Below are 23,444 nucleotides of genomic sequence, written 5' to 3'. Positions count from 1 at the left end.
CGTTCGGGTCCTGACCTGCCGGTCGGGACCCGCACTCGTTCGCCCCCCTTGACCCACCGGTATCCTTCGTGCGTCCACCCCCGAAGCCGAAGGGCACACCCGTGAGCGCCAACCGCCCGGCAGCCGTCGTCGTCCTCGCAGCGGGTGAGGGCACCCGCATGAAGTCGGCCACACCGAAGGTCCTGCACGAGATCTGCGGGCGCTCGCTCGTCGGTCACGTCGTCGCCGCCTCCCGTGAGCTGGCCCCCGCCCACCTCGTCGTGGTCGTCGGGCACGCCCGGGAGCAGGTCACCGCGCACCTGGCCGGGATCGACGCCGGCGTGCGCACCGCCGTCCAGTACGAGCAGAACGGCACCGGTCACGCCGTCCGGATGGCCCTGCAGGAGCTGGCCACCGAGGACGTCAGCGGGACCGTGATCGTGGTCTGCGGCGACACCCCGCTGCTGACGGGTGAGACCCTGCGCGACCTGGCCGCGACCCACGCCGCCGACGGCAACGCGGTCACCGTGCTGACCGCCGAGGTGCCGGACGCCACCGGGTACGGGCGGATCGTGCGGGACGCCGGCGGCGCCGTGACGGCCATCGTCGAGCACAAGGACGCCTCCGACGCGCAGCGCGCGATCCGTGAGATCAACTCCGGGGTCTTCGCGTTCGACGGGGCGCTGCTGGCCGATGCGCTGGGCAAGGTGCGGACGGACAACAGCCAGGGCGAGGAGTACCTCACCGATGTGCTGGGGATCCTGCGCGAGGCGGGGCACCGGGTCGGTGCCTCGGTCGGGCGCGATCACCGGGAGATCCTGGGGATCAACAACCGGGTGCAGCTGGCGGAGGCCCGTGGTCTGCTGAACGCGCGGCTGCTGGAGCGGGCGATGCTCGCGGGCGTGACGGTGGTGGACCCGGCCAGTACGTTCGTGGACGTGACGGTGACGTTCGGGCAGGACGCGCTGGTCCACCCGGGGACGCAGCTGCTGGGTGCCACGCACGTCGCGGAGCGGGCCGAGGTGGGTCCGAACACGCGGCTGAAGGACACCCGGGTGGGTGCCGGGGCGCGGGTGGACAACACGGTGGCGGATGGTGCCGTGGTGGGTGCGGAGGCGTCGGTGGGTCCGTTCGCGTATCTGCGGCCGGGTACGGATCTGGGGCCGAAGGCGAAGGCCGGGACGTACGTGGAGATGAAGAACGCGTCGATCGGTGAGGGGACGAAGGTTCCGCATCTGTCGTACGTGGGTGACGCGACGATCGGTGAGTACACGAACATCGGCGCGGCGAGTGTGTTCGTGAATTACGACGGTGAGCACAAGCACCACACGACGGTGGGTTCGCACTGTAAGACGGGGTCGGACAACATGTTTGTGGCTCCTGTCACGATCGGGGACGGGGCGTACACGGCCGCGGGTTCTGTGATCACCAAGGATGTGCCGCCCGGTGCGCTGGCTGTGGCCCGTGGTCAGCAGCGGAATATCGAGGGTTGGGTGGCTCGTAAGCGTCCGGGGAGTGCTGCTGCTTCGGCGGCTCAGTCGGCGGTCCGGGCGGACTCTGCTGACAACTGACCGGAAACGGGTACGTCTGGGACGGCGTACCGTGATAGGTGCACGCAATTCGGCTGGCTCACCGTGTGCGGGACGGACGCACATGGGGGCGAGCAGCTTTCAACACGTCTGAGGAGACTGTGCTGTGACCGGGATCAAGACGACCGGCGAGAAGAAGTTGATGCTCTTCTCCGGCCGCGCCCACCCCGAGCTGGCCGAGGAGGTCGCGCATCAGCTGGGCGTCGGCCTCGTGCCGACCAAGGCTTTCGATTTCGCGAATGGTGAGATCTATGTTCGTTTCCATGAGTCGGCTCGTGGTGCGGACTGCTTCCTGATCCAGAGCCACACGGCTCCGATCAACAAGTGGATCATGGAGCAGCTGATCATGATCGACGCGCTGAAGCGTGCGTCGGCCCGTTCGATCACGGTGATCATCCCGTCGTACGGGTATGCGCGTCAGGACAAGAAGCACAAGGGCCGTGAGCCGATCTCGGCGCGTCTGGTGGCGGATCTGCTGAAGACGTCGGGTGCGGACCGGATTCTGACGGTGGACCTGCACACGGACCAGATCCAGGGCTTCTTCGACGGTCCGGTGGATCACCTGTCGGCGCTGCCGGTGCTGGCGGACTACGTGGGTGCGAAGGTGGACCGTACGAAGCTGACGATCGTGTCTCCGGACGCGGGTCGTGTGCGGGTGGCGGACCGCTGGTGCGACCGTCTGGACGCACCGCTGGCGATCGTGCACAAGCGGCGTGACAAGGACGTCGCGAACCAGGTGACGGTGCACGAGGTCGTGGGTGAGGTCAAGGGCCGGGTGTGTGTCCTGGTCGACGACATGATCGACACGGGTGGCACGATCTGTGCGGCGGCGGAGGCGCTGTTCGCGCACGGTGCGGAGGATGTGATCGTGACGGCGACGCACGGCATCCTGTCGGGGCCGGCGGCGGATCGTCTGAAGAATTCGAAGGTGAGCGAGTTCGTGTTCACGAACACGCTGCCGGATCCGTCGGACCTGGAGCTGGACAAGATCACGGTGCTGTCGATCGCGCCGATGATCGCGCGTGCGGTGCGTGAGGTGTTCGAGGACGGTTCGGTGACGAGCCTGTTCGAGGAGCAGCAGTAGTCGCTGCGTAGATCCTTTTGAAGTGCGGCCTTCCCGCCGGGTAGACTCATGAAGTTGCTCGGCGAGGGAGGCCGTACCCGTTTGGTGGTGCGGATGCTCCGTTATCGACGCGCTCTTCGTAGCAGGCCGTGTGCTGGCCGGGTGACCTTGTCCGTTTTTCGTCACCCCACGAGGAGTGAGCATGTCCGAGGTCAAGCTTTCCGCTGAGCTCCGTACCACCTTCGGCAAGGGCTCTGCCCGCCAGGCCCGTCGCGACGCCCTGACCCCCGCGGTCATCTACGGTCACGGCCAGGACCCGAAGCACGTCAACGTCGAGGGCCACGGTCTGATGATGGCGCTGAAGACCCCGAACGTCCTGATCTCCCTGGACATCGCGGGCGACGGCACCGAGCTGGTTCTGCCGAAGGCCGTGCAGCGTCACCCGCTGAAGCGCACGATCTCGCACGTCGACTTCCTGATCGTCAAGAAGGGCGAGAAGGTCACGGTCGAGGTTCCGGTCCAGACCGAGGGTGAGCTGGCCGCGGGTGCGAACATGCTGGAGACCCTGCTGACGACCATCACGGTCGAGGCCGAGGCGACCCACCTGCCGGAGGCCGTGACCGTCTCCATCGAGGGCCTGGAGGCCGGCGCGTCGATCCACGCCAAGGACCTGGTCCTGCCGAAGGGCACCACCCTGGCTGTGGACGGCGAGACCGCCGTTCTGCAGGTCGTGGCCCCGCAGGCCGAGGAGCCGGCGGCCGAGGCTGCCGAGGGCGAGGAGTCGGCGGAGGCCTGATCCCGGTCTCTCCCGCTTTTTTTGCGTAACCGGCCGCCGTCCTGCTCCACTGGAGCGGGGCGGCGGTCGTCCCTGTTAAGGAGCTCTTTTCGATGGCGGACGACGCGACGACTCCCTGGCTGGTCGTGGGGCTGGGCAATCCCGGTGGCGAGTACGCGGGGAACCGGCACAACATCGGTTTCATGGTGGTGGATCTGCTGGCGGAGCGGATCGGCGGGAAGTTCAAGGCGCACAAGGCGCGGGCGCAGGTGGTGGAGGGGCGGATCGGTCCTGCGGGGCCGGGGAGCCGGCGGGTGGTGCTGGCGAAGCCGATGTCGTTCATGAACCTGTCGGGCGGTCCGGTGACGGCGCTGCGGGACTTCTACAAGGTGCCGGTGGAGCGGATCATCGCCGTCCATGACGAGCTGGACATCGATTACGCGACGTTGCGGCTGAAGCTGGGTGGCGGGGACAACGGGCACAACGGGCTGAAGTCGATGACGAAGGCGATGGGTGCGGAGTACCACCGGGTGCGGTGCGGTATCGGGCGTCCGCCGGGTCGGATGCAGGTCGCGGATTTCGTGCTGAAGGATTTCTCGTCGACGGAGCGCAAGGAGCTGGACTGGTTCGTGGACCGGTCGGCGGATGCGGTGGAGTGCCTGGTCCTGGAGGGCCTGGAGCGGGCGCAGTCGACGTACAACTCCTGACGGGGGCTACAGCTGGTCGAGCTCGGTCAGGTCGATGTCCGTGCGGAACGGGACGTGGGCCGTGACCAGGTCCCGTTGAGTGCCGGAAGGTACGTACGTCCGGTTGAGCGGGTCCAGCTGGAAGAGGTGCACGAGTGGGGTGTTCCCCTGGTGCTCCACGCGCCAGAAGCTGGGGATGCCCGCAGCAACGTACTTGCGCGGCTTGGTGTCGGTGTCCCGCACTTCGGAGTCCGGGGCGACGACTTCGACGACGAGCGAGGTCTCGGTGGCCGCGTAGGACCACTGGTGCCTGCTGGTGTGGGCGCTCGCGCTCACGACGGCGATGTCCGGCACGGGGCCGTTACGGCGGTCCAGCACGATCGCCGCTTCGCGCACCACCTTGAACCGGGGAGGCGAGCACTGGCGTAGGCCCGCGGTCAGCAGATCGATCATCGTCGAGTGGAACGACTGCTGGCGCGCGGAGAAGACGAGGCTCCCGTCGATCAGCTCGGTGTGCCGCGGGAGGCCGGGCAACGTCATCAGGTCGTCGACGGTGTACCCGTTCACCGGGGGTCTTGGCCAGTGCTGTGCCATGGAGCGATTGTCGTCGCTCACGGCGGTGCCGGGGTCCGGTGTCCGGGTCTGTCACCGCAACGGGTGATGGACCCGGACACCGGAGCCCATGGTGATAGGGCCGGCGTCAGCCGGTGTTGCGGAGGCCTGCTGCGACGCCGTTGACGGTGAGCAGGAGGGCGCGGGAGAGCAGCGGGTCGGGGGCTTCGCCGGCGGCGGCCGCCGCGCGCTGGCGGGCCAGGAGGGAGACCTGGAGGTAGGAGATGGGGTCGAGGTAGGCGTCGCGGACGGCGAAGGTCTGCTGGAGGACCTTGTTGGAGTCGAGGAGCTTGTTCCCGCCGGTGATGCGCAGGACCTCGGCGACGGTGAGGGCGTGTTCGGCTTCGATGGTGGCGAAGACGTGCTTGAGGTGGTCGGGGACGAGGGTGTCGACGTAGTGGCGGGCGATCCGCAGGTCGGTCTTGGCCAGTGTCATTTCGACGTTGGACAGGAAGTTGCGGAAGAAGTGCCAGCGGGTGCCCATCTCGGTGAGGACGTCTTCCTGGCCGGCTTCGCGCAGGGCCTTGAGGCCGGAGCCGACGCCGTACCAGCCGGGGACGATCTGGCGGGACTGGGTCCAGCCGAAGACCCAGGGGATGGCGCGCAGGCCGTCGAGTCCGGCGCCGGAGTCGGGGCGGCGGGAGGGGCGGGAGCCGAGGTGGAGGTCGGCGAGCTGGTCGACGGGGGTGGCGGCGAAGAAGTAGGCGGGGAGGTCGGGGTCCTCGACGAGGTGCCGGTAGGCGGTGTGGGCGGCGTCGGAGACGACGTCCATGGCGGCGTCCCAGCGGGCGAGGGCTTCGTCGGACTGGCGGGGGGCGGTGTGGAGGGCGGAGGCCTGGAGGGTGGCCGCGACGGTCAGTTCCAGGTTTTCGCGGGCGAGTGAGGGGACGAGGTACTTGTCGGAGATGACCTCGCCCTGTTCGGTGACCTTGATCTCGCCTTCGAGGGTGCCCCAGGGCTGGGCGAGGATGGCGTCGTGGGAGGGGCCGCCGCCGCGGCCGACGGTGCCGCCGCGGCCGTGGAAGAGGCGCAGGCGTACGCCGTAGCGGTGGGCGACGTCGCGCAGGCGGCGCTGGGCGCGGTGGATTTCCCACTGGCTGGTGGTGATGCCGCCGAACTTGGAGGAGTCGGAGTAGCCGAGCATGACTTCCTGGACGTCGCCGCGGAGGGAGACCAGGCGCCGGTAGGAGGGGTCGGCGAGCATCTCGTCGAGGATGACGTCGGCGGCCTTGAGTTCGTCGGTGGTTTCCAGGAGCGGGACGATGCCGATCTTGGCCCAGCCGGCGTGGAGGTCGATGAGGCCGGCTTCGCGGGCGAGGACGGCGGCGGCGAAGACGTCGTCGGCGCCCTGGCACATCGAGATGATGTAGGACTCGATGACTTCGGGGCCGAACTTCTCGAAGGCGTCCTTGATCGCGGAGAAGACGCCGAGGGTCTTGTGGCCGGCGGCGTCGAGGGGGGCCGGGGTGGGCGCGAGCGGGCGGCGGGAGCGGAGTTCCTTGGCGAGGAGCTTCTGCCGGTAGTCGCGGGGCATGTCGGCGTAGCGCCAGGATTCCTCGCCGAGGCGGTCGAAGAGCTGGCCGAGTGCGTGGTGGTGGGCGTCGGCGTGTTCGCGGACGTCCATGGTGGCGAGCTGGAGGCCGAAGGCGGCGAGCGTGCGGATGGTGCGGTCCATGCGGCCGTCGGCGAAGAGGGCGCCGCGGTGCTCGCGCAGGGAGGTCTGGATGAGCGTGAGGTCGGTGAGGAGCTCGGCGGTGCCGAGGTAGTCGCGGCCTTCCTCGTGCGGGGTGCCCTTGGCGAGGCGTTCGCGGGTGTTGAGGAGCTTCTGCCGGATGCAGGTGGCCTTGAGGCGGTAGGGCTCCTCGGCGTTCAGCCGCTTGTAGCGGGGGCTGATCTCGGGGAGGCGTTCGAGGTCGGCCTGGAGGGAGGCGAGGAGTTCCTCGGTGGCCCCGGTGTAGCGGATGGAGTTGGACAGCAGGCCGCGCAGGAAGTCGATGAGTTCGAGTGCGTCGGTGATGCCGTGTTCGTGCTGGAGGATCAGCACGTCCCGGGTGACGTCGGGGGTGACGTTGGGGTTGCCGTCGCGGTCGCCGCCGATCCAGGTGCCGAAGGTGAGCGGGCGGGTGCCGGCGGGCAGCTCGACGCCGACGCGGCCGAGTTCGGCGGCGAGGTCCTCGAGGACGTCGCCGACGGCGCCGGCGTGCAGTTCGTCGAGGTAGTAGATGGCGTTGCGGGCTTCGTCGGCGGGCTCGGGGCGGACGACGCGCAGTTCGTCGGTCTGCCAGACGAGGTCGATGTTCTCGGCGAGGCGCAGGTCGTGGCGGCGGCGGTCGCCGGCGCCGGTGACGGGCTCCTCCAGGAGGGCGGCGATGCGGCGCAGCTTGTTGAGGACGCTGCGGCGGGCCGCCTCGGTGGGGTGTGCGGTGAAGACGGGCCGGACGTTGAGGTTCTTGACCGTCTCGCGCAGGTGTTCGGGGTCGGCGTCCTTGAGCATGTCGGCGGTGCGGGCGAGGAGTCCGCCCTCGGCCGCACGGTGGGCGCGCAGCTCCTTGCCGCGGTGCACCTGCTCGGTGACGTTGGCGAGGTGGAAATAGGTGGAGAAGGCGCGTACGAGCTTGGCGGCGGTCTCCAGGTCGGTGTCGCCGAGCAGCTCGGCGGCGGCTTCGCCGTCGGTGCGGGTCAGGGCCCGGACGCGTTCGACGAGGTCGAGGAGTTCCGGTCCTTCCTGGCGGACGAGGGTCTCGCCGAGGAGGTCGCCGAGTCGGCGGATGTCCGCGCGCAGCTCTGCGATGGGGGTGGGCTGGTCAGCACTGCTCACAGGTGCGGCTCCTTGCAGTGTTACGTACGAGCGCTACTACTGGGGCGGACCGCGCTGTCCGACGTGTCCTAAGGATAGGTGGGCTGGTGGGGGGTGATGTCCTGGAGGTTCTGGTACTTGTCGCGGGGCGCGGTTTTGCCATACTTACGTTGCCGTAGGTTACGGTTCCGTAGCCCCCGTATCTCACCCCCCAGGGGACCCTTATGACGCTCACCCCCGATTTGATCGAGGACGCCGCCGTGCTGCCGTCCGCGACGCGTGGAGGCGAGAACAAGCGGTCGATCGAGCAGGTCGCGCTGCTGATGTTCATCACTGTTCCCTTCGTGGCGCTGGTGGCCGCGGTTCCGCTGGCGTGGGGCTGGGGGGTGAGCTGGCTGGATCTGGGGCTGATGGTGTTCATGTATTTCCTGGCGTGCCACGGGATCACCATCGGTTTCCACCGTTACTTCACGCATGGTTCCTTCAAGGCGAAGCGGCCGTTGCGGATCGCGCTGGCGATCATGGGGTCGATGGCGGTGGAGGGGCCGCTGGTGCGGTGGGTGGCCGATCACCGCAAGCACCACAAGTTCTCCGACGCGGAGGGTGACCCGCATTCGCCGTGGCGGTTCGGGGAGAGCGTCCCGGCGCTGATGAAGGGCCTGTGGTGGGCGCACATCGGCTGGCTGTTCGACGAGGAGCAGACCGATCAGCAGAAGTACGCGCCGGATCTGATCAAGGATCCGGCGATCCGGCGGATCAGCCGTGACTTCGTTTTCTGGACGATGCTGTCGCTGGCGATCCCGCCGCTGGTGGGGGGTCTGGTGACGATGTCGTGGTGGGGTGCGTTCACGGCGTTCTTCTGGGGGTCGCTGGTGCGGGTCGCGCTGCTGCACCATGTGACGTGGTCGATCAATTCGATCTGTCACGCGGTGGGCAAGCGGCCGTTCAAGTCGCGTGACCGCAGTGGCAACGTGTGGTGGCTGGCGGTCCTGTCGTGCGGTGAGTCGTGGCACAACCTGCACCACGCGGACCCGACGTCGGCGCGGCACGGGGTGCTGCGCGGGCAGGTGGATTCCAGTGCGCGGCTGATCCGCTGGTTCGAGCAGCTGGGGTGGGCGACGGACGTGCGCTGGCCGTCGGAGTCGCGGATCGATGCCCGGCGCAGGGAGGACGCGCCGAACGCGGCATGATGGAGGGCGTGGCGAACGACGGCAGTAATTCCAGCAGTGACAGGCCCCGGCGCGGCCGCCGGGTGAGGATGACGGGCGCGGAGCGGCGTCAGCAGCTGCTGGACATCGGGCGCACCTTGTTCGCCGAGAAGGGGTTCGAGGGCACGTCGGTGGAGGAGATCGCGGCGAAGGCCGGGGTGTCCAAGCCGGTGGTGTACGAGCACTTCGGTGGCAAGGAGGGGCTGTACGCGGTCGTGGTGGACCGTGAGATGCGCCAGCTGCTGGACGGGGTGACCGGTGCGCTGACGGCGGGGCATCCGCGGGAGCTGCTGGAGCAGGCGGCGTTCGCGCTGCTGGACTACATCGAGTCCTATACGGACGGGTTCCGGATCCTGGTGCGGGACTCGCCGGTGGCGCAGTCGACGGGCACGTTCGCGTCGTTGATCAGTGATATCGCGACGCAGGTGGAGGACATCCTGGGCCTGGAGTTCAAGGCGCGGGGGTTCGATCCGAAGCTGGCGCCGCTGTATGCGCAGGCGCTGGTGGGGATGGTGGCGCTGACGGGTCAGTGGTGGCTGGACGTGCGCAAGCCGAAGAAGGCGGAGGTGGCGGCGCACCTGGTGAACCTGGCGTGGCACGGGCTGGACGGTCTGGAGTCCAAGCCGCGTCTGGTGGGTCACCGCAAGAGCTGAGGTGCCCGCCCCGGTGCGGGGCGGGGAAGGACGTGTGGCGGTGCCCCGCCGCCCGGACGGTTCGTCCGGGCGGCGGGGCACCGCCATGTGGGTTCCGGGGTCGTCACGTCACGGGTTACGTCACGGGTTACGCCAGGGGTTACGTCAGGGGTTACGTCAGCGGTTCGAGGAATTCGAGCCGGTTGCCGACGGGGTCCTCGGAGTAGAAGCGGCGGTGTCCGGGGAGGTTGTCGTCCCAGACGACCGTGGCGCCGCGCTCGCGCAGCCGGTCGGCGTACGCCTCGATGCCGGTGACGCGCAGGCCGGGGTGGGCTTTGCGGGCGGGGTGGAAGTCGTCCTCGATGCCCAGGTGGAGCTGGACCGGTCCGGCGGCGAACCAGCATCCTCCGCGGGCGGCGAGGACGGGCGGTTTGGGGATCTCCGTCATTCCCAGGACGTGTTCGTAATAGGCGCGCAGCCGGTCCTCGGATCCGGGGGGTGCGGCGAGCTGGACGTGGTCGACGGCACTCAGCATGGGTCAGGCCTCCTTGCGGGCGATGGCGAAGATGCGCCGGAACGGGAAGACGGTGCCGCGGGGGCCGGGCGGGTAGGCGCCGCGCAGCAGGTCGCGGTACTGCAGGAGGAAGTCGGAGACGGCCTGTTCGTCGTCGCCGAGGGCGGTCAGGACGGGGCGCAGGGCGGTGCCCTTGACCCAGTCGAGGACGGGGTCCTCGCCGGTCAGCAGCTGGTAGTACGTCGTTTCCCAGACGTCGACGGCGCAGCCGAGTTCGGTGAGGCGGGCGAGGTATTCGGCGGGTTCGAGCAGATGGGTGTAGCGGGCGCCGTGGCCGGCGAGGCGGGGCCGCCAGCGCGGGGTGTCGCAGAGGGCGGCCAGGAGGTTGTGGCTGGGGGCGCCGAAGTTGCCCGGGATCTGGAAGGCGAAGGTGCCGCCGGGGTGGAGAGCGTTGATCCAGGCCGGGAACGAGGCCGGGTGGCTGGGGACCCACTGGAGGGCCGCGTTGGAGACGATCAGGTCGTAGGGCTCTTCGGGCAGCCAGGTGGCGAGGTCGGCGGGGCGGAAGTCGAGGCTGCCGCCGCCGTGGGTGGGGCCGGCGTACTCCTGCTCGGCGCGGTGGAGCATCTGCGGGGAGAGGTCGAAGCCGGTGATCCGGGCCTTGGGCCAGCGGTCGGCGAGGAGTGCGGTGACGTTGCCGGGGCCGCAGCCGAGGTCGGCGATGCGGGGGGAGGGGTCGGGGAGATCGGGTATCCGGCTGAGGAGGTCGAGGAAGGGGCGGGTGCGGTGACCGGCGTGGCGCAGGTACTGCTGGGGGTCCCAGGTGGGCGCGGAGGGGGTGGGGCCCTCGGTGGTCATCCGGGGACGGATGTCCGACGCGGTATCGGAATGCATGTTCGAGCCTCCCTGCTGGCGGGGCGGGTTGAAGCGGAAGCTGTTCCCGGCCCCCTCCATGCCCCATGGTCACCCGAAATATATCTCGACGTCAAGAGACTTGATTACGAGAAACTTGTCATCAAGATACTTCACGTCGATAGACCCATTACACTGATCGGCATGGAGGACGAGGTCGACCGATTGGTCGCGGCATGGCGGCGGGAGCGCCCTGACCTCGACGTGGAACCGCTCGAAGTGCTCAGCCGCGTCAGCAGGCTCGCGCGCCACCTCGACCGGGCCCGCCGGCTCGCCTTCTCCGAGCACGGCCTGGAGCCGTGGGAGTTCGACGTCCTCACCTCGCTGCGCCGCGCCGGAGCGCCGTACCAGCTCTCCCCCGGGCAACTTCTGACCCAGACGCTCGTCACCTCCGGCACCATGACCAACCGGATCGACCGGCTCGCCAAGAAGGGCCTGGTCGAGCGGTTGCCCGACCCCAGCGACCGGCGGGGGGTCCTGGTGCGCCTGACCCCCGAGGGCCGGGACCGCGCCGACCAGGCGCTCGCCGGGCTGCTCGCCCAGGAGCGGGCCATCCTCGCCCAGCTCTCCCGGGGCCAGCGCGGGGACCTCGCGGCCCTGCTACGCCAGCTGACCGCTCCGTTCGACAACATCCCCGGCTAGCTCCGCCGGCCGTACGCCCGCCCGCCGGGCCAGTGCCACGGCCGCGAGCGTGGAGTGCACGCCCAGCTTGCCCAGCACGTTCTGCATGTGGGTGCGGACGGTGTGCGGGGAGAGGAACAGCCGGGCGGCCACGTCCTTGCGGCCCAGGCCCGCCACCATGCACCGCAGCACCTCGTGCTCGCGCGGGGTGAGCGACTCCACCAGCCGTTCGCTGTCGCTGCGGTGCTTGCGCGCCGCGGTCAGCTCCCGCAGCACCCCGGTCAGCAGCGCGGGCGGCAGATGGGTCTCCTCCCGCAGCACGCCCCGGACCACCGCGAGCAGCCGGGAGAGCGAGCAGTCCTTGGCCACCCAGCCCGAGGCCCCGGCCTGCAGGGCCAGCGCCGCCCGGCGCGGATCGTCACGCTCGGCCAGCACGACCGTACGGACGGCCGGGTGCGCGGTGCGCACCCCCGCGACCAGGGCGATGCCGTCGCCCGGCGGCGCGGGTACGGAACCCGGCTCCCGCTGCGCGGGTACGGCGCCGGCGCCGGCCGCGGCGCCGAGGTCGGCGTCGACCAGCAGGACGTCGAAACGCCGGCCCTCGCCGGCCGCGCGGTCCAGACAGCGCAGGGCCGCGGCGCCGCTGCCGGCCGCGGACACGTCCACGTCCGGCTCGGCGGCGAGCGCCGCGGCGAGCGACTCGGCGAAGATTCGGTGATCGTCCACTACGAGAACCCGGATACGAACCACAGACACCCCCAAGGGTCGGGGAACGGACGACCGCGGGTACGACGCCCGGACCCGGTGATCCGCGAGCGCCGCGGCCGCCGCCGTGACACCACTGGACTACCCCGGACCGGACGCCGTACCCGACGTGTCTCGACCCCTGAATCAACACCGGCCCCCACCGGTGTCACGCATCAGCGTAGGACGGTCAGCGTCTCGCGGTTGGCCGAATAGCAGAAGTTTTCCCGGCGATTTTCCGGCCCGGGCGCTCCGGACGGGCCCGCGCGTGGCCGGAAACGGTCCCTGGAGGTGGCCCGGAACGCGGCGCCGGGGACGGCGCGTGCCACGGGCAGTTGCACGGGGGGCATTTCACCCGGCGTGCGCACGCTGGGCGCCCGCGCACAAGGCACGGCCCCGGCGCGCGGACGAGTGCGCGCGCCGGGGCCGTGAGCCGTCCCGGGCCGTTGTGAGCCGGCGGGATCGGCGGGGTCGTACGGAGCCGTACGGGGTCGTACAGGGTCGTACGGGCTCCACAGGGCGGTACGGGACCGTACGGGGCCGTACGCCTCGACAGGGCGGTACGGGGTCGTACGGGGTGGGAGCCGCGGCGTCGGGAACGCCGCGGGCGTCAGGCGGAGGGCTGCGCGGCGCGGCGCTGGGCGAACTCCCAGGCGTCGGCGACGATCCCGGCGAGGTCAGCGCGGCGCGGCGTCCAGCCGAGCCGGTCGTGGGCGCGCCGCGCGGAGGCGACCAGGACGGCCGGGTCGCCGGCCCGGCGCTCGGCGACGACCTCGGGGATCTCGTGGCCGGTGACCTTGCGGACGGTCTCGATGACCTCGCGCACGGAGAAGCCGTTGCCGTTGCCCAGGTTGCAGATGAGGTGCTCGCCGGCGACGGCCGCGTCGAGTGCCGCCAGGTGCGCGTCGGCGAGGTCGGCGACGTGGATGTAGTCGCGTACGCAGGTGCCGTCGGGGGTCGGGTAGTCCTCGCCGAAGACCGAGATGGCCGCGCGGCGGCCCTGCGCGACCTGGAGCACCAGCGGGATCAGGTGGCTCTCGGGGTCGTGGCGCTCGCCGTACGCGCCGTAGGCGCCGGCGACGTTGAAGTAGCGCAGCGAGACGGCGGCCAGGCCGTGCGCCGCGCACTCCCCCGCGATCATGTGGTCGACGGCGAGCTTGGTGGCGCCGTAGGGGTTGGTGGGCCGGGTCGCCGCGTCCTCGGTGAGCAGGCCCTCGGTGGGCTCGCCGTAGGTGGCGGCGGTGGAGGAGAAGACCAGCTTGGTCACGCCGGCCTCGCGCATGGCGGCCAGCAGGGCCATGGTGCCGCCGACGTTGTTGTCCCAGTACTTGCCCGGGTTCACCACCGACTCGCCGACCTGCGAGAACGCCGCGAAGTGCAGCACGGCGTCGTAGGAGGCGTCCAGGTGGCGGGCCGCGTCCTTGATGTCGCCCTCGATGAAGGCGGCGCCGGCGGGGACGCCCTCGCGGAAGCCGGTGGAGAGGTTGTCGAGGATGGTGACCTCGTGGCCGGCCTCCAGGAGATGGGCCGCGCACACGCTGCCCACGTATCCGGCGCCGCCGGTGACCAGGTACTTGCTCACTCGCCTACTACCTCTCGCATGAATGCACTCGTCAGGAGCTGGGGATGGGATGGAGATGGGGATGCTGATGGGATGCGGGGTTCGCATCTCTGGCTTACCCCATTTCCGGTCCCGCGGGGAAATCGGCGGCCGCCCGGCTGCGGCCGCCGCTCATTCCCCGGCCGCGGTGCGCGCGCCGGCGGCCCGTTCCAGCAGGCCGGTGCGGGCGGCCAGCGCGGCCGCCTCCAGCCGGGAGCCGACGCCCAGCTTCATCAGGACCCGCTGCACGTGCGTACGGGCGGTGCTCGGCGCGATGGCCATGCCGGCCGCGATCAGGCGGGTGTCCTCGCCGTCGGCGACGCGCACCAGGACCTCGGCCTCGCGCGGGGTCAGCAGCCGCAGCAGCCGGCTGCCCTCGTCGTCGGGCTGGACGGCGGGGTTGAGGAGCTCGGCGAAGGCGCCCTGGAGCAGCTGGGGGGCGACGGCCGCCTCGCCCGCCCGGGCCTTGGCCAGGGCCCGCTCGACGCCCTCGATGCGCTCGTCCTGGCGTACGTAGCCGCAGGCGCCGGCGGCGAAGGCGGCGGCGATCCCGCGGGGGCTGGGCACCGGGCCCAGGACGACGACGGCGATCTGGGGGCGTTCGCGGCGGATGCGCACCACCGGTTCGAAGACGCCGGGTTCGGCCGGGGCGGCCGTGCCGAAGAGGCAGACCTCCGGTGCCCGGCCGATCACCAGCTCGGCGGCGCCCGCGGCCGGGGCGGCCGCGGCGAGCACCCGGTGCCCGCGCAGTTTCAGGGCCGAGGCCAGCGCCTCGGCCAGCAGCCGGTGCTCGTCGACCACCACGACCCGTACGCCCATTACGGCCCCCACCCCCGACCCTTCTGACCCGGCAAGCTACACGCTTGTTCGACGGCGTGTGCCGGTTACCCGCGTTAAAGCCCCCGGAAGGACGGACCTTCCGGGGGCTTGTGGACGCGTCGTCGTGTCCGCGGGCCGGTCGCGGCCGTCAGTTGGCCGCGAAGGAAACGAACAGGTAGCGCGGGTCGCCGGAGCTGTAGGGCTTGCTGACCAGCTGCTGGGAGATGAACAGCCGGCCGTTGTGGTAGCGGAACTCGGCGTGGTCGGGCGAGAAGCTGGTCTCGGCGCGGCGGATGTCCTTCTCCGCCGGGTTCTCCATCAGGACGGTCTGCTTCATGGTCGCCGGGTCGATGCTGACGACCTGGCCGCCCTTGTCGTACGGGGGCACCTTGTAGGCGATGATGTTCGATCCGTCCATGCGCAGCGGGAGCATCGAGTACCGCTCGCCCGCGTCGGCGCGGTCGGTGGTCTGCTTGCCCGTGTTGAGGTCGAAGGAGAGGATCTCGTTGGTGCGGGCCGCGGCGGACTGGCCCTGGTGTTCGATGGAGGGCAGGTACACCTTGCCGTTGCCCACGGCCATCTTCGTGCAGGACTCGACCTCGACGGCGCCGCATTCGGGCTCGTAGTTCCCGGAGGTCAGCTCGATCTTGCTCTTGAGCTGGCCCGCGTCGTCGATGACGAAGAGGTCGCTGACGCCGGTGCCGTTCTTGGCGGTGCGGCCGACGTCGGCGCCGACGACCAGCGGCTTGGTGGAGACGATGCTGGCCCACTCGATGCCGGCGCTCATCTTGTACGAGGACTTGGGCGCGCCGGTGGCCGGGTCGAGGATCTGGGCCTGGAGGTACTGCTGGCCGTAGTCGCCGCACTTGCGGATGACGGCGAGGGCCTCGCCGCCGGCGTAGCCGAGGTCGTAGCACTTCTCGGCGTCCGCCTTGGGCACCCACAGGCTCTTGCCGTCGGCCAGGTTCCAGGCGGCGCCGCCCTGCAGGCCGCCCGCGGCGACGGTCTGGCCGGAGATGGTGATCTCCTTGAACTCGACCTTCTTGTCGCCGCTGGTGACGGACTGGGCGCCGCCGGACCACACGAGCTTGCCGGTGTTCAGGTCGATGACGGCGGCCTGGTTGCAGCGCGGGTACTTGTTCTGGGCGGAGGGCATGCCCTCCTGGAACAGCACGGCGGTCTTGTTGTCGCTGATGTGCCGGCTGGCGCCGCACAGCTGGCCGCCGAAGGGGATCTCCCACTTCTTGGCGCCGTCGGTCAGGTTGTAGCCGACGATCTTGGCGACGTCCGACTTGGCGTAGACGGTGTCGTTGATCCAGGAGCCCTTGACGTTGACGAGGTCCTCGACCGTCGGCTGCGGGACGTTGACCAGGGTCTTGGACTTGGTGTTGGAGGGCACCTTCTCGGTGCCGCCGCCCGCGGCGGTGCCGCCGCCGGGCTTGTCGCCGCCGGCGCTGCTCTGGCCGCCGGTGGCCTCCTGCTTGCCACCGCCGTCGTCACCGGAGACCAGCCAGAAGCCGCCCGCGACGATGACGGCGATGGCGACGACCGCCGCGCCGATGATCATCAGCTGGTTACGCTTGGCGTTGCCGCCGCCCGGGGGCGGCGGGGGCAGGGTGCCCGGCGGCGGGCCGAACGGCGGCGGGGGCAGGGTGCCCGGGGGCTGCTGGTAGCCGCCCTGGGCGGGCGCCGGGGGCGTCCAGCCGGGCTGGGCCGGCGGCGGGGCCTGCGGGTATCCGTAGCCGGGCTGGGGGTAGCCGTACCCGGGCTGGCCGGGCTGGCCCTGCGGGGGCGGGGGCGTGGGCGCGCCGAAGCCGCCGCCCGGGGGCGGGGTCTGCGGGGTGCCGTAGCCGCCCGGCGGGGGGTTCTGCGGGGCGCCGAAGCCGCCCGGCGGGGGATCCTGGGGGGCTCCGAAGCCGCCGGCGGGCGGCTGGTTCGGAGGGGGTGGCGGGGTACTCATGGGGTGTCGTTGCCTCTCACTTGCCGGACGATTTCCAAGTCACGTGCCGACGTACGGCCGGCTCACGTGCCGACGTACGGCCGGGCTCACTTGCCGAAGACCATCAGGAGCTTCTCGGGCGAGCCGTCCCTGCTGCCCGCCAGGTGGGTGGAGGAGAGGAACAGCCGTCCGTCCACGAAGTCGATCTGCGGGGAGAGCATGGTGTTCTCGACCTTGGCCGCCGGGGCCGAGGGGTTGCGCAGCACCGTGGTGGCCTTGCCGCCGCCCAGGGGGACCGACTGCACCTCGCCGCCCTTGTCGTCATCGCCGGCCAGGTACGTGTACAGCTGGCCGTTCTCGACCTTGAGCGGGATCACCTCGCGGTTCGGGCCCGCCGGGGTGCGCCAGGTGGACTTGCCGGTGCCCAGGTCGAAGGCGACGATCTCGTTCGAACGGCCCTCGGTGGGCAGGTACATGGTGTTCGTGGCGGCGTCGACGACCACGCCGGTGCAGTTCTGCAACGAGCGGTCGACGAGCGTCAGACCGCAGCGGGCAGCGAACTTGCCGTCGCCGCTGAGCTGGGTGCGCAGCTTCCCGTCGGTGCCGACGACCGCGATGGAGCGCTCGTTCTTCTCCTTGTTGGTGGCGTCGATGACGACGGGGTCCACCGAGTAGATCTTGGAGACCTTCCAGCCCTTGGGGAGCCGGTAGTGCCACGTCGTCCTGCCGGTGACCGGGTCGGCGCCCTGGAGTTCCGCGCCGGCGTCGGTGCAGAGGGCGACGGTGACCAGCTTGGGCCCGCCGGCGTACGTCTCGGGCTTGCAGCCGCCGGGGTCGGTGGTGGGCTCCTCGGTACGGGCGAAGAGCCGGTCGCCGGTGCTCACCTTGAAGGCGCTGCTGGACCCCAGGCGGCTGACGGCGACGGTGTCGCCGGAGATGGCCAGGGTGAGTTCGGTCATGATGTCGAACATGCCCTCCTTGGGCACCTCCTTGGTCCAGCCCTCCTTGCCCGCCTTGAGGTCGATCATCTTGAGCTGGTTGCACTCCGACTCGCCGGAGTCGCCGCTCTTGTAGGCGAGAACGGTCTTGCCGTCCGGGGAGGCCTGGTTGGGGGTGGCCCCGCAGAGCGTGCCGGGCAGGGTGACGCTCCAGCGTTCCTTGCCGTCGGTCACCGCGTAGCCGGTGACGGTCTTGTACGCGAGTTTGACGACGGTGTCGCCGACGACCCACTGGGCGGGTGCGGGAGCGCCGCCGCCGGGCAGCTCGACGGAGTTGGTCTTGAGCCACAGGACGCGGTCCTCGCCGGGCTTGCGGCCGGAGTTGAGGTCGGGTTCCGTCCCGCCGCCCTTGCCGTCGCCCTTGCCGTCGCCCTTGTCGACGGAGGGGCTGGCCGAGGGCCCGGCACCGGCCGGGGCGGAGCCCTGCGCGGCGGGCTCGCCGCCGTTCTTGTCGTCGCCGGCGAGGACGAAGTAGCCGCCGGCGCCCAGGGCCAGCGCGGCGGCCACGGCGGCGGCGACGAGGGCCGTCCGCTTGCTGCGGGGCGGCTTGCCGGGGCCGCCGGGGGCGGCGGGGGCCGGGTAGGGCTGCGGGAGCGTCGGCGGCTGCGGGTATCCGTAGCCGTGGCCCGGGTGGGGTGCGCCGGCGTGCGGGGGCTGCTGGGCGTACGGGTTGGGGCCCGCGGGCGGCTGGCCGTACCCCTGCTGCGGCGGGCCGGGCAGATGTCCGTAACCGTCCGGTACGGGCGGCTGGTTCGGCTGCGGCGGCACAGTCATCGGCACGGACCTTCGGCGTTCGGCGGGAGTGAGGGGGATGACCTTTCTATCACTCGCGCCGCACGTCGGACGGGCCGGTCGCACCCCTGTTCCCAAGGGCGGACCGGCCCGTGACGCCGTCGTGATCAGGCCGGCGGGGCCGTGCGGTCAGGCCTCTTCGGCGAGCTCCAGCCAGCGCATCTCCAACTCGTCGCGCTCGGCGAGCAGTTCCCGCAGCTCCGTGTCGAGCTTGGCGACCTTGTCGTAGTCGGTGGCGTGGCCGGCGATCTGGGCGTGCAGGTTGGACTCGCGGTCGGCGAGCTTGTTGAGCTGCCGCTCGATCTTCTGGAGTTCCTTCTTCGCGGCGCGCGCGTCGCCGGAGGAGGTGGACTTCGTGGCGGCGGCCGGGGCGGGCGCCGGGGTGGCCGCCTCGATCATCCGCTGCCTGCGCTCCAGGTACTCGTCCAGGCCGCGCGGCAGCATGCGCAGGGTGGCGTCGCCCAGGAGCGCCATCACGGTGTCGGTGGTGCGCTCGATGAAGAACCGGTCGTGGGAGATCACGATCATGGAGCCGGGCCAGCCGTCGAGGAGGTCCTCCAGCTGGGTGAGGGTCTCGATGTCGAGGTCGTTGGTGGGCTCGTCGAGGAAGAGGACGTTGGGCTCGTCCATCAGCAGGCGCAGGATCTGCAGCCGGCGCCGCTCACCGCCGGAGAGGTCGCCGACGGGCGTCCACTGCTTCTCCTTGGTGAAGCCGAACTGCTCGCACAGCTGACCGGCGGTCATCTCGCGGCCCTTGCCGAGGTCGACGCGGTCGCGTACGCGCTGGACGGCTTCCAGCACCCGCAGGGACGGGTCGAGTTCGCCGACCTCCTGGGAGAGGTAGGCGAGCTTGACGGTCTTGCCGACGGTGACGGTGCCGGCAGCGGGCTGGGTGTCGCCCTGGCTGCGGGCGGCCTCGGCCAGCGCGCGCAGCAGGGAGGTCTTGCCGGCGCCGTTGACGCCGACCAGGCCGATGCGGTCGCCGGGGCCCAGGTGCCAGGTGAGGTGCTTGAGGAGGGTCTTGGGGCCGGCCTGGACGGTCACGTCCTCCAGCTCGAAGACCGTTTTGCCCAGGCGGGCGTTGGCGAAGCGCATCAGCTCCGAGCGGTCGCGCGGCGGCGGCACGTCGGCGATCAGCTCGTTGGCGGCCTCGATGCGGTAGCGGGGCTTGGAGGTGCGGGCGGGGGCGCCGCGGCGCAGCCAGGCCAGCTCCTTGCGCATCAGGTTCTGCCGCTTGGACTCCTCGGTGGCGGCGATCCGTTCGCGCTCGGCGCGGGCGAAGACGTAGTCGCTGTAGCCGCCCTCGTACTCGTGGACGGCGCCGCGCTGGACGTCCCACATGCGGGTGCAGACCTGGTCGAGGAACCAGCGGTCGTGGGTGACGCAGACGAGGGCGGAGCGGCGGGCCTGGAGGTGCCCGGCGAGCCAGGCGATGCCCTCGACGTCGAGGTGGTTGGTGGGCTCGTCGAGGACGAGGAGGTCCTGGTCGGCGATGAGCAGCTTGGCGAGCGCGATGCGGCGGCGCTCGCCGCCGGAGAGCGGGCCGATGACGGTGTCCAGGCCCTGGCCGAAGCCGGGCAGGTCCAGTCCGCCGAACAGACCGGTCAGCACGTCGCGGATCTTGGCGTTGCCGGCCCACTCGTGGTCGGCCATGTCGCCGATGATCTCGTGGCGGATGGTGGCCGCGGGGTCGAGGGAGTCGTGCTGGGTGAGGACGCCCATGCGCAGGCTGCTGTTCTGCGTGACGCGGCCGCTGTCGGGCTCCTCCAGCTTGGCGAGCATGCGGATCAGGGTGGTCTTGCCGTCGCCGTTGCGGCCGACGACTCCGATCCGGTCCCCTTCGGACACGCCGAGGGAGATGCCGTCGAGCAGGGTACGGGTGCCGTACACCTTGCTGACTGCCTCGACATTGACCAGATTGACGGCCATCAGACGCGCTCCAGGTAGGGGGATGGATCAGCCCCTCAGCCTAACCTTCCGCACGGGACCGGACCGCTCCACCGCCGCCCGGTCGCCCCCGGACCATCCCGATGCCGACGCCCGCCCTCACACGACGGCCGCCCCCGGGGCCGGGGACGTGGCCGTGCGGGTGGTGCGGCAGGTGCCCGAGGCTTCGAGGGCGGCCGCGACCGCGGCGGCGGTGGCCGGGTCGGGGACCAGGAAGGCCGTGGTGGGGCCGGAGCCGGAGACCAGGGCGGCCAGGGCGCCGGCGGCGGTGCCCGTGGCCAGGGTGTCGGCCAGCCGGGGGCGCAGCGAGAGGGCGGCCGGCTGGAGGTCGTTGGCCAGCGTCTTGGCGAGGGCTTCGGCGTCGCCCGAGCGCAGGGCGGCCAGCAGGGCCGGGTCGGCCTGCGGTACGGGGACGGCCGTGCCGGCGGTGAGGCGGTCGAACTCGCGGAAGACGGCCGGGGTGGACAGCCCGCCGTCGGCGACGGCGAACACCCAGTGGAAGGTGCCGGCCGGGACGGGGGTGAGGTGCTCGCCGCGCCCGGTGCCGAGGGCGGCGGCGCCCACCAGGCTGAAGGGGACGTCGCTGCCGAGCTCCGCGCACAGGGCCAGGAGTTCCTCGCGGGGGGTGTTCAGGCCCCACAGGGTGTCGCAGGCCAGGAGGGCTCCGGCGCCGTCGGCGCTGCCGCCGGCCATGCCGCCGGCGACGGGGATGGCCTTGTCGATGTGGAGGTGGACGGCCGGCTCGATGCCGTGGCGGGCCGCGAGGAGTTCGGCGGCGCGGGCGGCGAGGTTGGTGCGGTCCAGGGGGACCTGGTCGGCGTCGGGGCCCTCGCAGGTGACGCGCAGCTCCTCGGCGGGGGTGGCCGTGACCTCGTCGTGGAGGGAGACGGCGAGGAAGACGTTGGCGAGGTCGTGGAAGCCGTCGGGGCGGGCGGCGCCGACCGCCAGCTGGACGTTGACCTTCGCGGGCACGCGGACGGTGACGCTCACGGGGTTCACAGGGCGGCCCTCTCGGCGGCGGGCTTGTGCTCGGCGATGCGGGCGAACTCCTCGACGGTCAGGCCCTCGCCGCGGGCCTGCGGGGAGATCCCGGCGCCGACCAGGGCGCTCTCGGCGGCCGCGGCCGAGCCGGCCCAGCCGGCCAGGGCCGCCCGCAGGGTCTTGCGGCGCTGGGCGAACGCGGCGTCGACGACGGCGAAGACCTCGGCCTTGGTGGCGGTGGTCTTCACCGGCTCGGTACGGCGCGTCAGCGCGACGAGCCCGGAGTCGACGTTGGGCGCGGGCCAGAAGACGTTGCGGCCGATGGCCCCGGCGCGCTTGACGTCGGCGTACCAGTTGGCCTTGACCGAGGGCACGCCGTAGACCTTGTTGCCGGGCCGGGCGGCGAGCCGGTCGGCTACCTCGGCCTGGACCATGACCAGGGTGCGCTCGATGGTCGGGAACCGGTCGAGCATGTGCAGCAGGACCGGCACGGCGACGTTGTACGGCAGGTTGGCCACCAGCGCGGTGGGCGGCGGGCCCGGCAGCTCCTGCACGTGCAGGGCGTCGGAGTGGACCAGCGCGAACCGGTCGGCCTTCTGCGGCATGCGGGCGGTGATCGTCGCGGGCAGCGCGGCGGCCAGCACCTCGTCGATCTCGACGGCGGTGACCCGGTCGGCGGCCTCCAGCAGGGCCAGCGTCAGCGAGCCGAGCCCGGGCCCGACCTCCACCACCACGTCGTCGGGCCGTACCTCGGCGGTGCGGACGATCCGGCGCACGGTGTTGGCGTCGATGACGAAGTTCTGCCCCTTCTGCTTGGTGGGGCGTACGCCGAGGACCGCGGCCAGTTCGCGGATGTCGGCGGCCCCCAGGAGGGTGCTGGGGGTGTCGGGGGTGCCGTGCTGCGGCTCGGGCTGCTCTGCGGTGCTCACCGGTAAAGCCTACGGCCGCAGTGGGGCCACGGACTCGCCCCCCGCTGCACGTAGAGCTTCTTGGCCCGGAACGTCTGCTCGCCGGCGCTCGCGTCCTGGGGCCGGCCGCTGCCGCCGAGGGACCGCCAGGTGGCGACGTCGAACTGGTACAGCCCGCCGTACGTGCCCGACGCGTCGGTGGCCGAGGGCCGGCCGCCGGACTCGCAGTGGGCCAGCGCGCCCCAGTCGAGGCCGTCGGTGCCCGCGACCGAGGTGGGCAGCGGGCGGGTGCCGACCAGGACCCGCTGGGTGACGGGCTCGCGGACGATCTCCTCGGCGATGCGGCGCGGCTTCTGCCGGACTCCGTTGACGGTGCGCAGGGCGAACGTGACCCGGCGGGCGCCGGGCCGGCCGGCCCGTTCGACGACCTCGGTCCCGGTGAACAGGGTGGCGTCCTCGACCTTCTCGGTCTCGTACGGGATGCGCTCCTCGCGGACCTCGCGGGTGCCGGTGATGCGCAGGACGGTGACGGTCTGGCCGTCGCGGGGGAAGGAGTCGGGGGGCACGGAGGTGGCGTCCTGGCCCTGGAGGGTGATGCCGGCCTGGTCGAGGGCCTCCTGGACGGTGGCGGCGTTGGTGCGGATGGTGCTCTCGCGGCCGTCGGCGAGGAAGGTGACGCTGCGTTCGGTGCGCACGTTGAGGGTGAGGCCGGCGCGGGGGACGGCGGTGGCGCGCGGGGTGGAGAGGTAGGCGCCCTCGGCGCGGACGCCGAGCTGGTGCAGGGCGCCGCCGACGGTGCGGGCGGTGGTCCACACCTGGCGGCGCTGTCCGTCCAGGGTCAGGAGCAGCGGGCGGCCGTAGCGGACGACGATCTCGTCGCCGTCGTCGAGGTCGGCGTGGCGGCCGGGGGCGACCTGGTCGTGGGGGCCGATGCCGAGGCCCTCGGCGGCCAGCAGTTCGTCGACGTCGTCGGCGAAGGTGTGCAGGGTGCGGGCGGTGCCGTCGACGGTGAGGCGGACGGACTTGTCGGCGGCGACGAAGGCGGAGGTGCCGCCGGCCAGGAAGGCCACGACCAGGGCCTGCGGGACGATCCGGCGCCAGCTGTCGCGCCCGGCCCGTGCCCCGCGGCGGGCGGCCCGGCGGCCGGCGGGGCCGGGGACGTCAGCCGGGGCCGGGCTGAAGGGGGTGTCGGGCGCGATGCCGGGCGGGACGCCGGGGGCGGGTGCGGGGGCCGGGGCGGCCCGGCGGCGCCGGCCCTGCCGGGGGCCGGGTACATCGGCGGCGTCGGGCCCGTACGGCCCCCCGGGGCCACTTGGCCCACCGGTCCC

General features: G+C 71.5%; 20 protein-coding genes. 7 read left to right on the top strand and 13 right to left on the bottom strand.

Features of this window, described 5'->3' with window-relative positions; translation table 11 throughout:
• Positions 1-101: 101 nt before the first annotated feature.
• From glmU to pth, 4 genes are all read left to right on the top strand, one after another.
• Positions 102-1,550: a bifunctional UDP-N-acetylglucosamine diphosphorylase/glucosamine-1-phosphate N-acetyltransferase GlmU gene (gene glmU, locus ACZ6KO_RS25165; protein ID WP_469306249.1), complete on the top strand. Its 1,449-nt coding sequence runs from the start codon at positions 102-104 to the stop codon at positions 1,548-1,550.
• A gap of 124 nt (positions 1,551-1,674) precedes the next feature.
• Positions 1,675-2,652, top strand: coding sequence for a ribose-phosphate diphosphokinase (locus ACZ6KO_RS25160; protein ID WP_401452042.1), 978 nt, complete (start codon positions 1,675-1,677; stop codon positions 2,650-2,652).
• A gap of 181 nt (positions 2,653-2,833) precedes the next feature.
• The gene (locus ACZ6KO_RS25155; protein ID WP_469306248.1) at positions 2,834-3,427 is read left to right on the top strand and encodes a 50S ribosomal protein L25/general stress protein Ctc; all 594 of its coding nucleotides are present in this window, start codon (positions 2,834-2,836) and stop codon (positions 3,425-3,427) included.
• Positions 3,428-3,519: 92 nt separating this feature from the next.
• A complete protein-coding gene (gene pth, locus ACZ6KO_RS25150; protein ID WP_469306247.1) occupies positions 3,520-4,113 on the top strand; it encodes an aminoacyl-tRNA hydrolase in 594 nt (197 codons plus the stop codon).
• 6 nt (positions 4,114-4,119) lie between these two features.
• On the opposite strand, the gene ACZ6KO_RS25145 is transcribed toward pth, so the two are convergent.
• The gene (locus tag ACZ6KO_RS25145) at positions 4,120-4,686 is read right to left on the bottom strand and encodes a Uma2 family endonuclease (RefSeq protein ID WP_469306246.1); all 567 of its coding nucleotides are present in this window, start codon (positions 4,684-4,686) and stop codon (positions 4,120-4,122) included.
• Positions 4,687-4,792: 106 nt separating this feature from the next.
• Positions 4,793-7,522, bottom strand: coding sequence for a phosphoenolpyruvate carboxylase (ppc, locus tag ACZ6KO_RS25140; RefSeq protein WP_469306245.1), 2,730 nt, complete (start codon positions 7,520-7,522; stop codon positions 4,793-4,795).
• A 203-nt stretch (positions 7,523-7,725) separates the two neighbouring features.
• Here ppc and ACZ6KO_RS25135 point away from each other — a divergent pair, with 203 nt between their 5' ends.
• Complete coding sequence (locus ACZ6KO_RS25135; protein WP_469306244.1) at positions 7,726-8,691, top strand: acyl-CoA desaturase; 966 nt, start codon at positions 7,726-7,728, stop codon at positions 8,689-8,691.
• Positions 8,688-9,362 (top strand): TetR family transcriptional regulator, encoded by a 675-nt coding sequence (locus tag ACZ6KO_RS25130; RefSeq protein ID WP_401452054.1) that lies wholly within the window; start codon positions 8,688-8,690, stop codon positions 9,360-9,362. The genes ACZ6KO_RS25135 and ACZ6KO_RS25130 overlap by 4 nt, the downstream gene beginning before the upstream one ends.
• Positions 9,363-9,513: 151 nt before the next feature.
• On the opposite strand, the gene ACZ6KO_RS25125 is transcribed toward ACZ6KO_RS25130, so the two are convergent.
• Positions 9,514-9,876 carry a VOC family protein gene (locus ACZ6KO_RS25125; protein WP_469306243.1) on the bottom strand — a complete coding sequence of 121 codons (363 nt, stop codon included), beginning with the start codon at positions 9,874-9,876 and terminating at the stop codon, positions 9,514-9,516.
• 3 nt (positions 9,877-9,879) lie between these two features.
• Positions 9,880-10,749: a trans-aconitate 2-methyltransferase gene (locus ACZ6KO_RS25120; RefSeq protein WP_469306242.1), complete on the bottom strand. Its 870-nt coding sequence runs from the start codon at positions 10,747-10,749 to the stop codon at positions 9,880-9,882.
• A 162-nt stretch (positions 10,750-10,911) separates the two neighbouring features.
• On the opposite strand from ACZ6KO_RS25120, the gene ACZ6KO_RS25115 reads away from it, so the two are divergent.
• A complete protein-coding gene (locus ACZ6KO_RS25115; protein ID WP_362300578.1) occupies positions 10,912-11,409 on the top strand; it encodes a MarR family winged helix-turn-helix transcriptional regulator in 498 nt (165 codons plus the stop codon).
• On the opposite strand, the gene ACZ6KO_RS25110 is transcribed toward ACZ6KO_RS25115, so the two are convergent.
• The 9 genes from ACZ6KO_RS25110 to ACZ6KO_RS25070 form a co-directional block, all read right to left on the bottom strand.
• The gene (locus tag ACZ6KO_RS25110; RefSeq protein ID WP_469306358.1) at positions 11,368-12,138 is read right to left on the bottom strand and encodes a LuxR C-terminal-related transcriptional regulator; all 771 of its coding nucleotides are present in this window, start codon (positions 12,136-12,138) and stop codon (positions 11,368-11,370) included. The genes ACZ6KO_RS25115 and ACZ6KO_RS25110 overlap by 42 nt on opposite strands.
• A gap of 604 nt (positions 12,139-12,742) precedes the next feature.
• A complete protein-coding gene (galE, locus tag ACZ6KO_RS25105) occupies positions 12,743-13,714 on the bottom strand; it encodes a UDP-glucose 4-epimerase GalE (protein ID WP_469306241.1) in 972 nt (323 codons plus the stop codon).
• Positions 13,715-13,864: 150 nt separating this feature from the next.
• Positions 13,865-14,551 carry a response regulator transcription factor gene (locus ACZ6KO_RS25100; RefSeq protein WP_401452167.1) on the bottom strand — a complete coding sequence of 229 codons (687 nt, stop codon included), beginning with the start codon at positions 14,549-14,551 and terminating at the stop codon, positions 13,865-13,867.
• Positions 14,552-14,699: 148 nt separating this feature from the next.
• A complete protein-coding gene (locus ACZ6KO_RS25095; protein WP_469306240.1) occupies positions 14,700-16,511 on the bottom strand; it encodes an outer membrane protein assembly factor BamB family protein in 1,812 nt (603 codons plus the stop codon).
• Between the two features lie 86 nt (positions 16,512-16,597).
• A complete protein-coding gene (locus tag ACZ6KO_RS25090; RefSeq protein ID WP_469306239.1) occupies positions 16,598-18,262 on the bottom strand; it encodes an outer membrane protein assembly factor BamB family protein in 1,665 nt (554 codons plus the stop codon).
• Between the two features lie 147 nt (positions 18,263-18,409).
• The gene (locus ACZ6KO_RS25085) at positions 18,410-20,209 is read right to left on the bottom strand and encodes an ABC-F family ATP-binding cassette domain-containing protein (RefSeq protein ID WP_469306238.1); all 1,800 of its coding nucleotides are present in this window, start codon (positions 20,207-20,209) and stop codon (positions 18,410-18,412) included.
• Between the two features lie 117 nt (positions 20,210-20,326).
• The gene (locus ACZ6KO_RS25080) at positions 20,327-21,217 is read right to left on the bottom strand and encodes a 4-(cytidine 5'-diphospho)-2-C-methyl-D-erythritol kinase (protein ID WP_469306357.1); all 891 of its coding nucleotides are present in this window, start codon (positions 21,215-21,217) and stop codon (positions 20,327-20,329) included.
• A gap of 5 nt (positions 21,218-21,222) precedes the next feature.
• The gene (rsmA, locus tag ACZ6KO_RS25075; protein WP_469306237.1) at positions 21,223-22,137 is read right to left on the bottom strand and encodes a 16S rRNA (adenine(1518)-N(6)/adenine(1519)-N(6))-dimethyltransferase RsmA; all 915 of its coding nucleotides are present in this window, start codon (positions 22,135-22,137) and stop codon (positions 21,223-21,225) included.
• Positions 22,134-23,315 carry a ubiquitin-like domain-containing protein gene (locus ACZ6KO_RS25070; protein ID WP_469306356.1) on the bottom strand — a complete coding sequence of 394 codons (1,182 nt, stop codon included), beginning with the start codon at positions 23,313-23,315 and terminating at the stop codon, positions 22,134-22,136. Before ACZ6KO_RS25070 ends, rsmA begins: the two co-directional genes overlap by 4 nt.
• Between the last annotated feature and the right edge of the window lie 129 nt (positions 23,316-23,444).

This window comes from Streptomyces sp. NPDC042102, from assembly GCF_055582305.1.
Note: the sequence above shows the minus strand (reverse complement) of the source record. Positions and strands in the feature narration are given on the sequence as shown.

Excerpts from the sequence above, each read along its gene's own strand:
- ACZ6KO_RS25130 (WP_401452054.1), top strand. The coding sequence starts at position 8,688 with ATGATGGAGGGCGTGGCGAACGACGGCAGTAATTCCAGCAGTGACAGG.
- ACZ6KO_RS25090 (WP_469306239.1), bottom strand. The coding sequence starts at position 18,262 with ATGACTGTGCCGCCGCAGCCGAACCAGCCGCCCGTACCGGACGGTTAC.
- ACZ6KO_RS25135 (WP_469306244.1), top strand. The coding sequence starts at position 7,726 with ATGACGCTCACCCCCGATTTGATCGAGGACGCCGCCGTGCTGCCGTCC.
- ACZ6KO_RS25120 (WP_469306242.1), bottom strand. The coding sequence starts at position 10,749 with ATGCATTCCGATACCGCGTCGGACATCCGTCCCCGGATGACCACCGAG.
- ACZ6KO_RS25115 (WP_362300578.1), top strand. The coding sequence starts at position 10,912 with ATGGAGGACGAGGTCGACCGATTGGTCGCGGCATGGCGGCGGGAGCGC.
- ACZ6KO_RS25095 (WP_469306240.1), bottom strand. The coding sequence starts at position 16,511 with ATGAGTACCCCGCCACCCCCTCCGAACCAGCCGCCCGCCGGCGGCTTC.
- pth (WP_469306247.1), top strand. The coding sequence starts at position 3,520 with ATGGCGGACGACGCGACGACTCCCTGGCTGGTCGTGGGGCTGGGCAAT.
- ACZ6KO_RS25145 (WP_469306246.1), bottom strand. The coding sequence starts at position 4,686 with ATGGCACAGCACTGGCCAAGACCCCCGGTGAACGGGTACACCGTCGAC.
- ACZ6KO_RS25125 (WP_469306243.1), bottom strand. The coding sequence starts at position 9,876 with ATGCTGAGTGCCGTCGACCACGTCCAGCTCGCCGCACCCCCCGGATCC.
- ACZ6KO_RS25085 (WP_469306238.1), bottom strand. The coding sequence starts at position 20,209 with ATGGCCGTCAATCTGGTCAATGTCGAGGCAGTCAGCAAGGTGTACGGC.
- ACZ6KO_RS25100 (WP_401452167.1), bottom strand. The coding sequence starts at position 14,551 with ATGGGCGTACGGGTCGTGGTGGTCGACGAGCACCGGCTGCTGGCCGAG.
- ACZ6KO_RS25155 (WP_469306248.1), top strand. The coding sequence starts at position 2,834 with ATGTCCGAGGTCAAGCTTTCCGCTGAGCTCCGTACCACCTTCGGCAAG.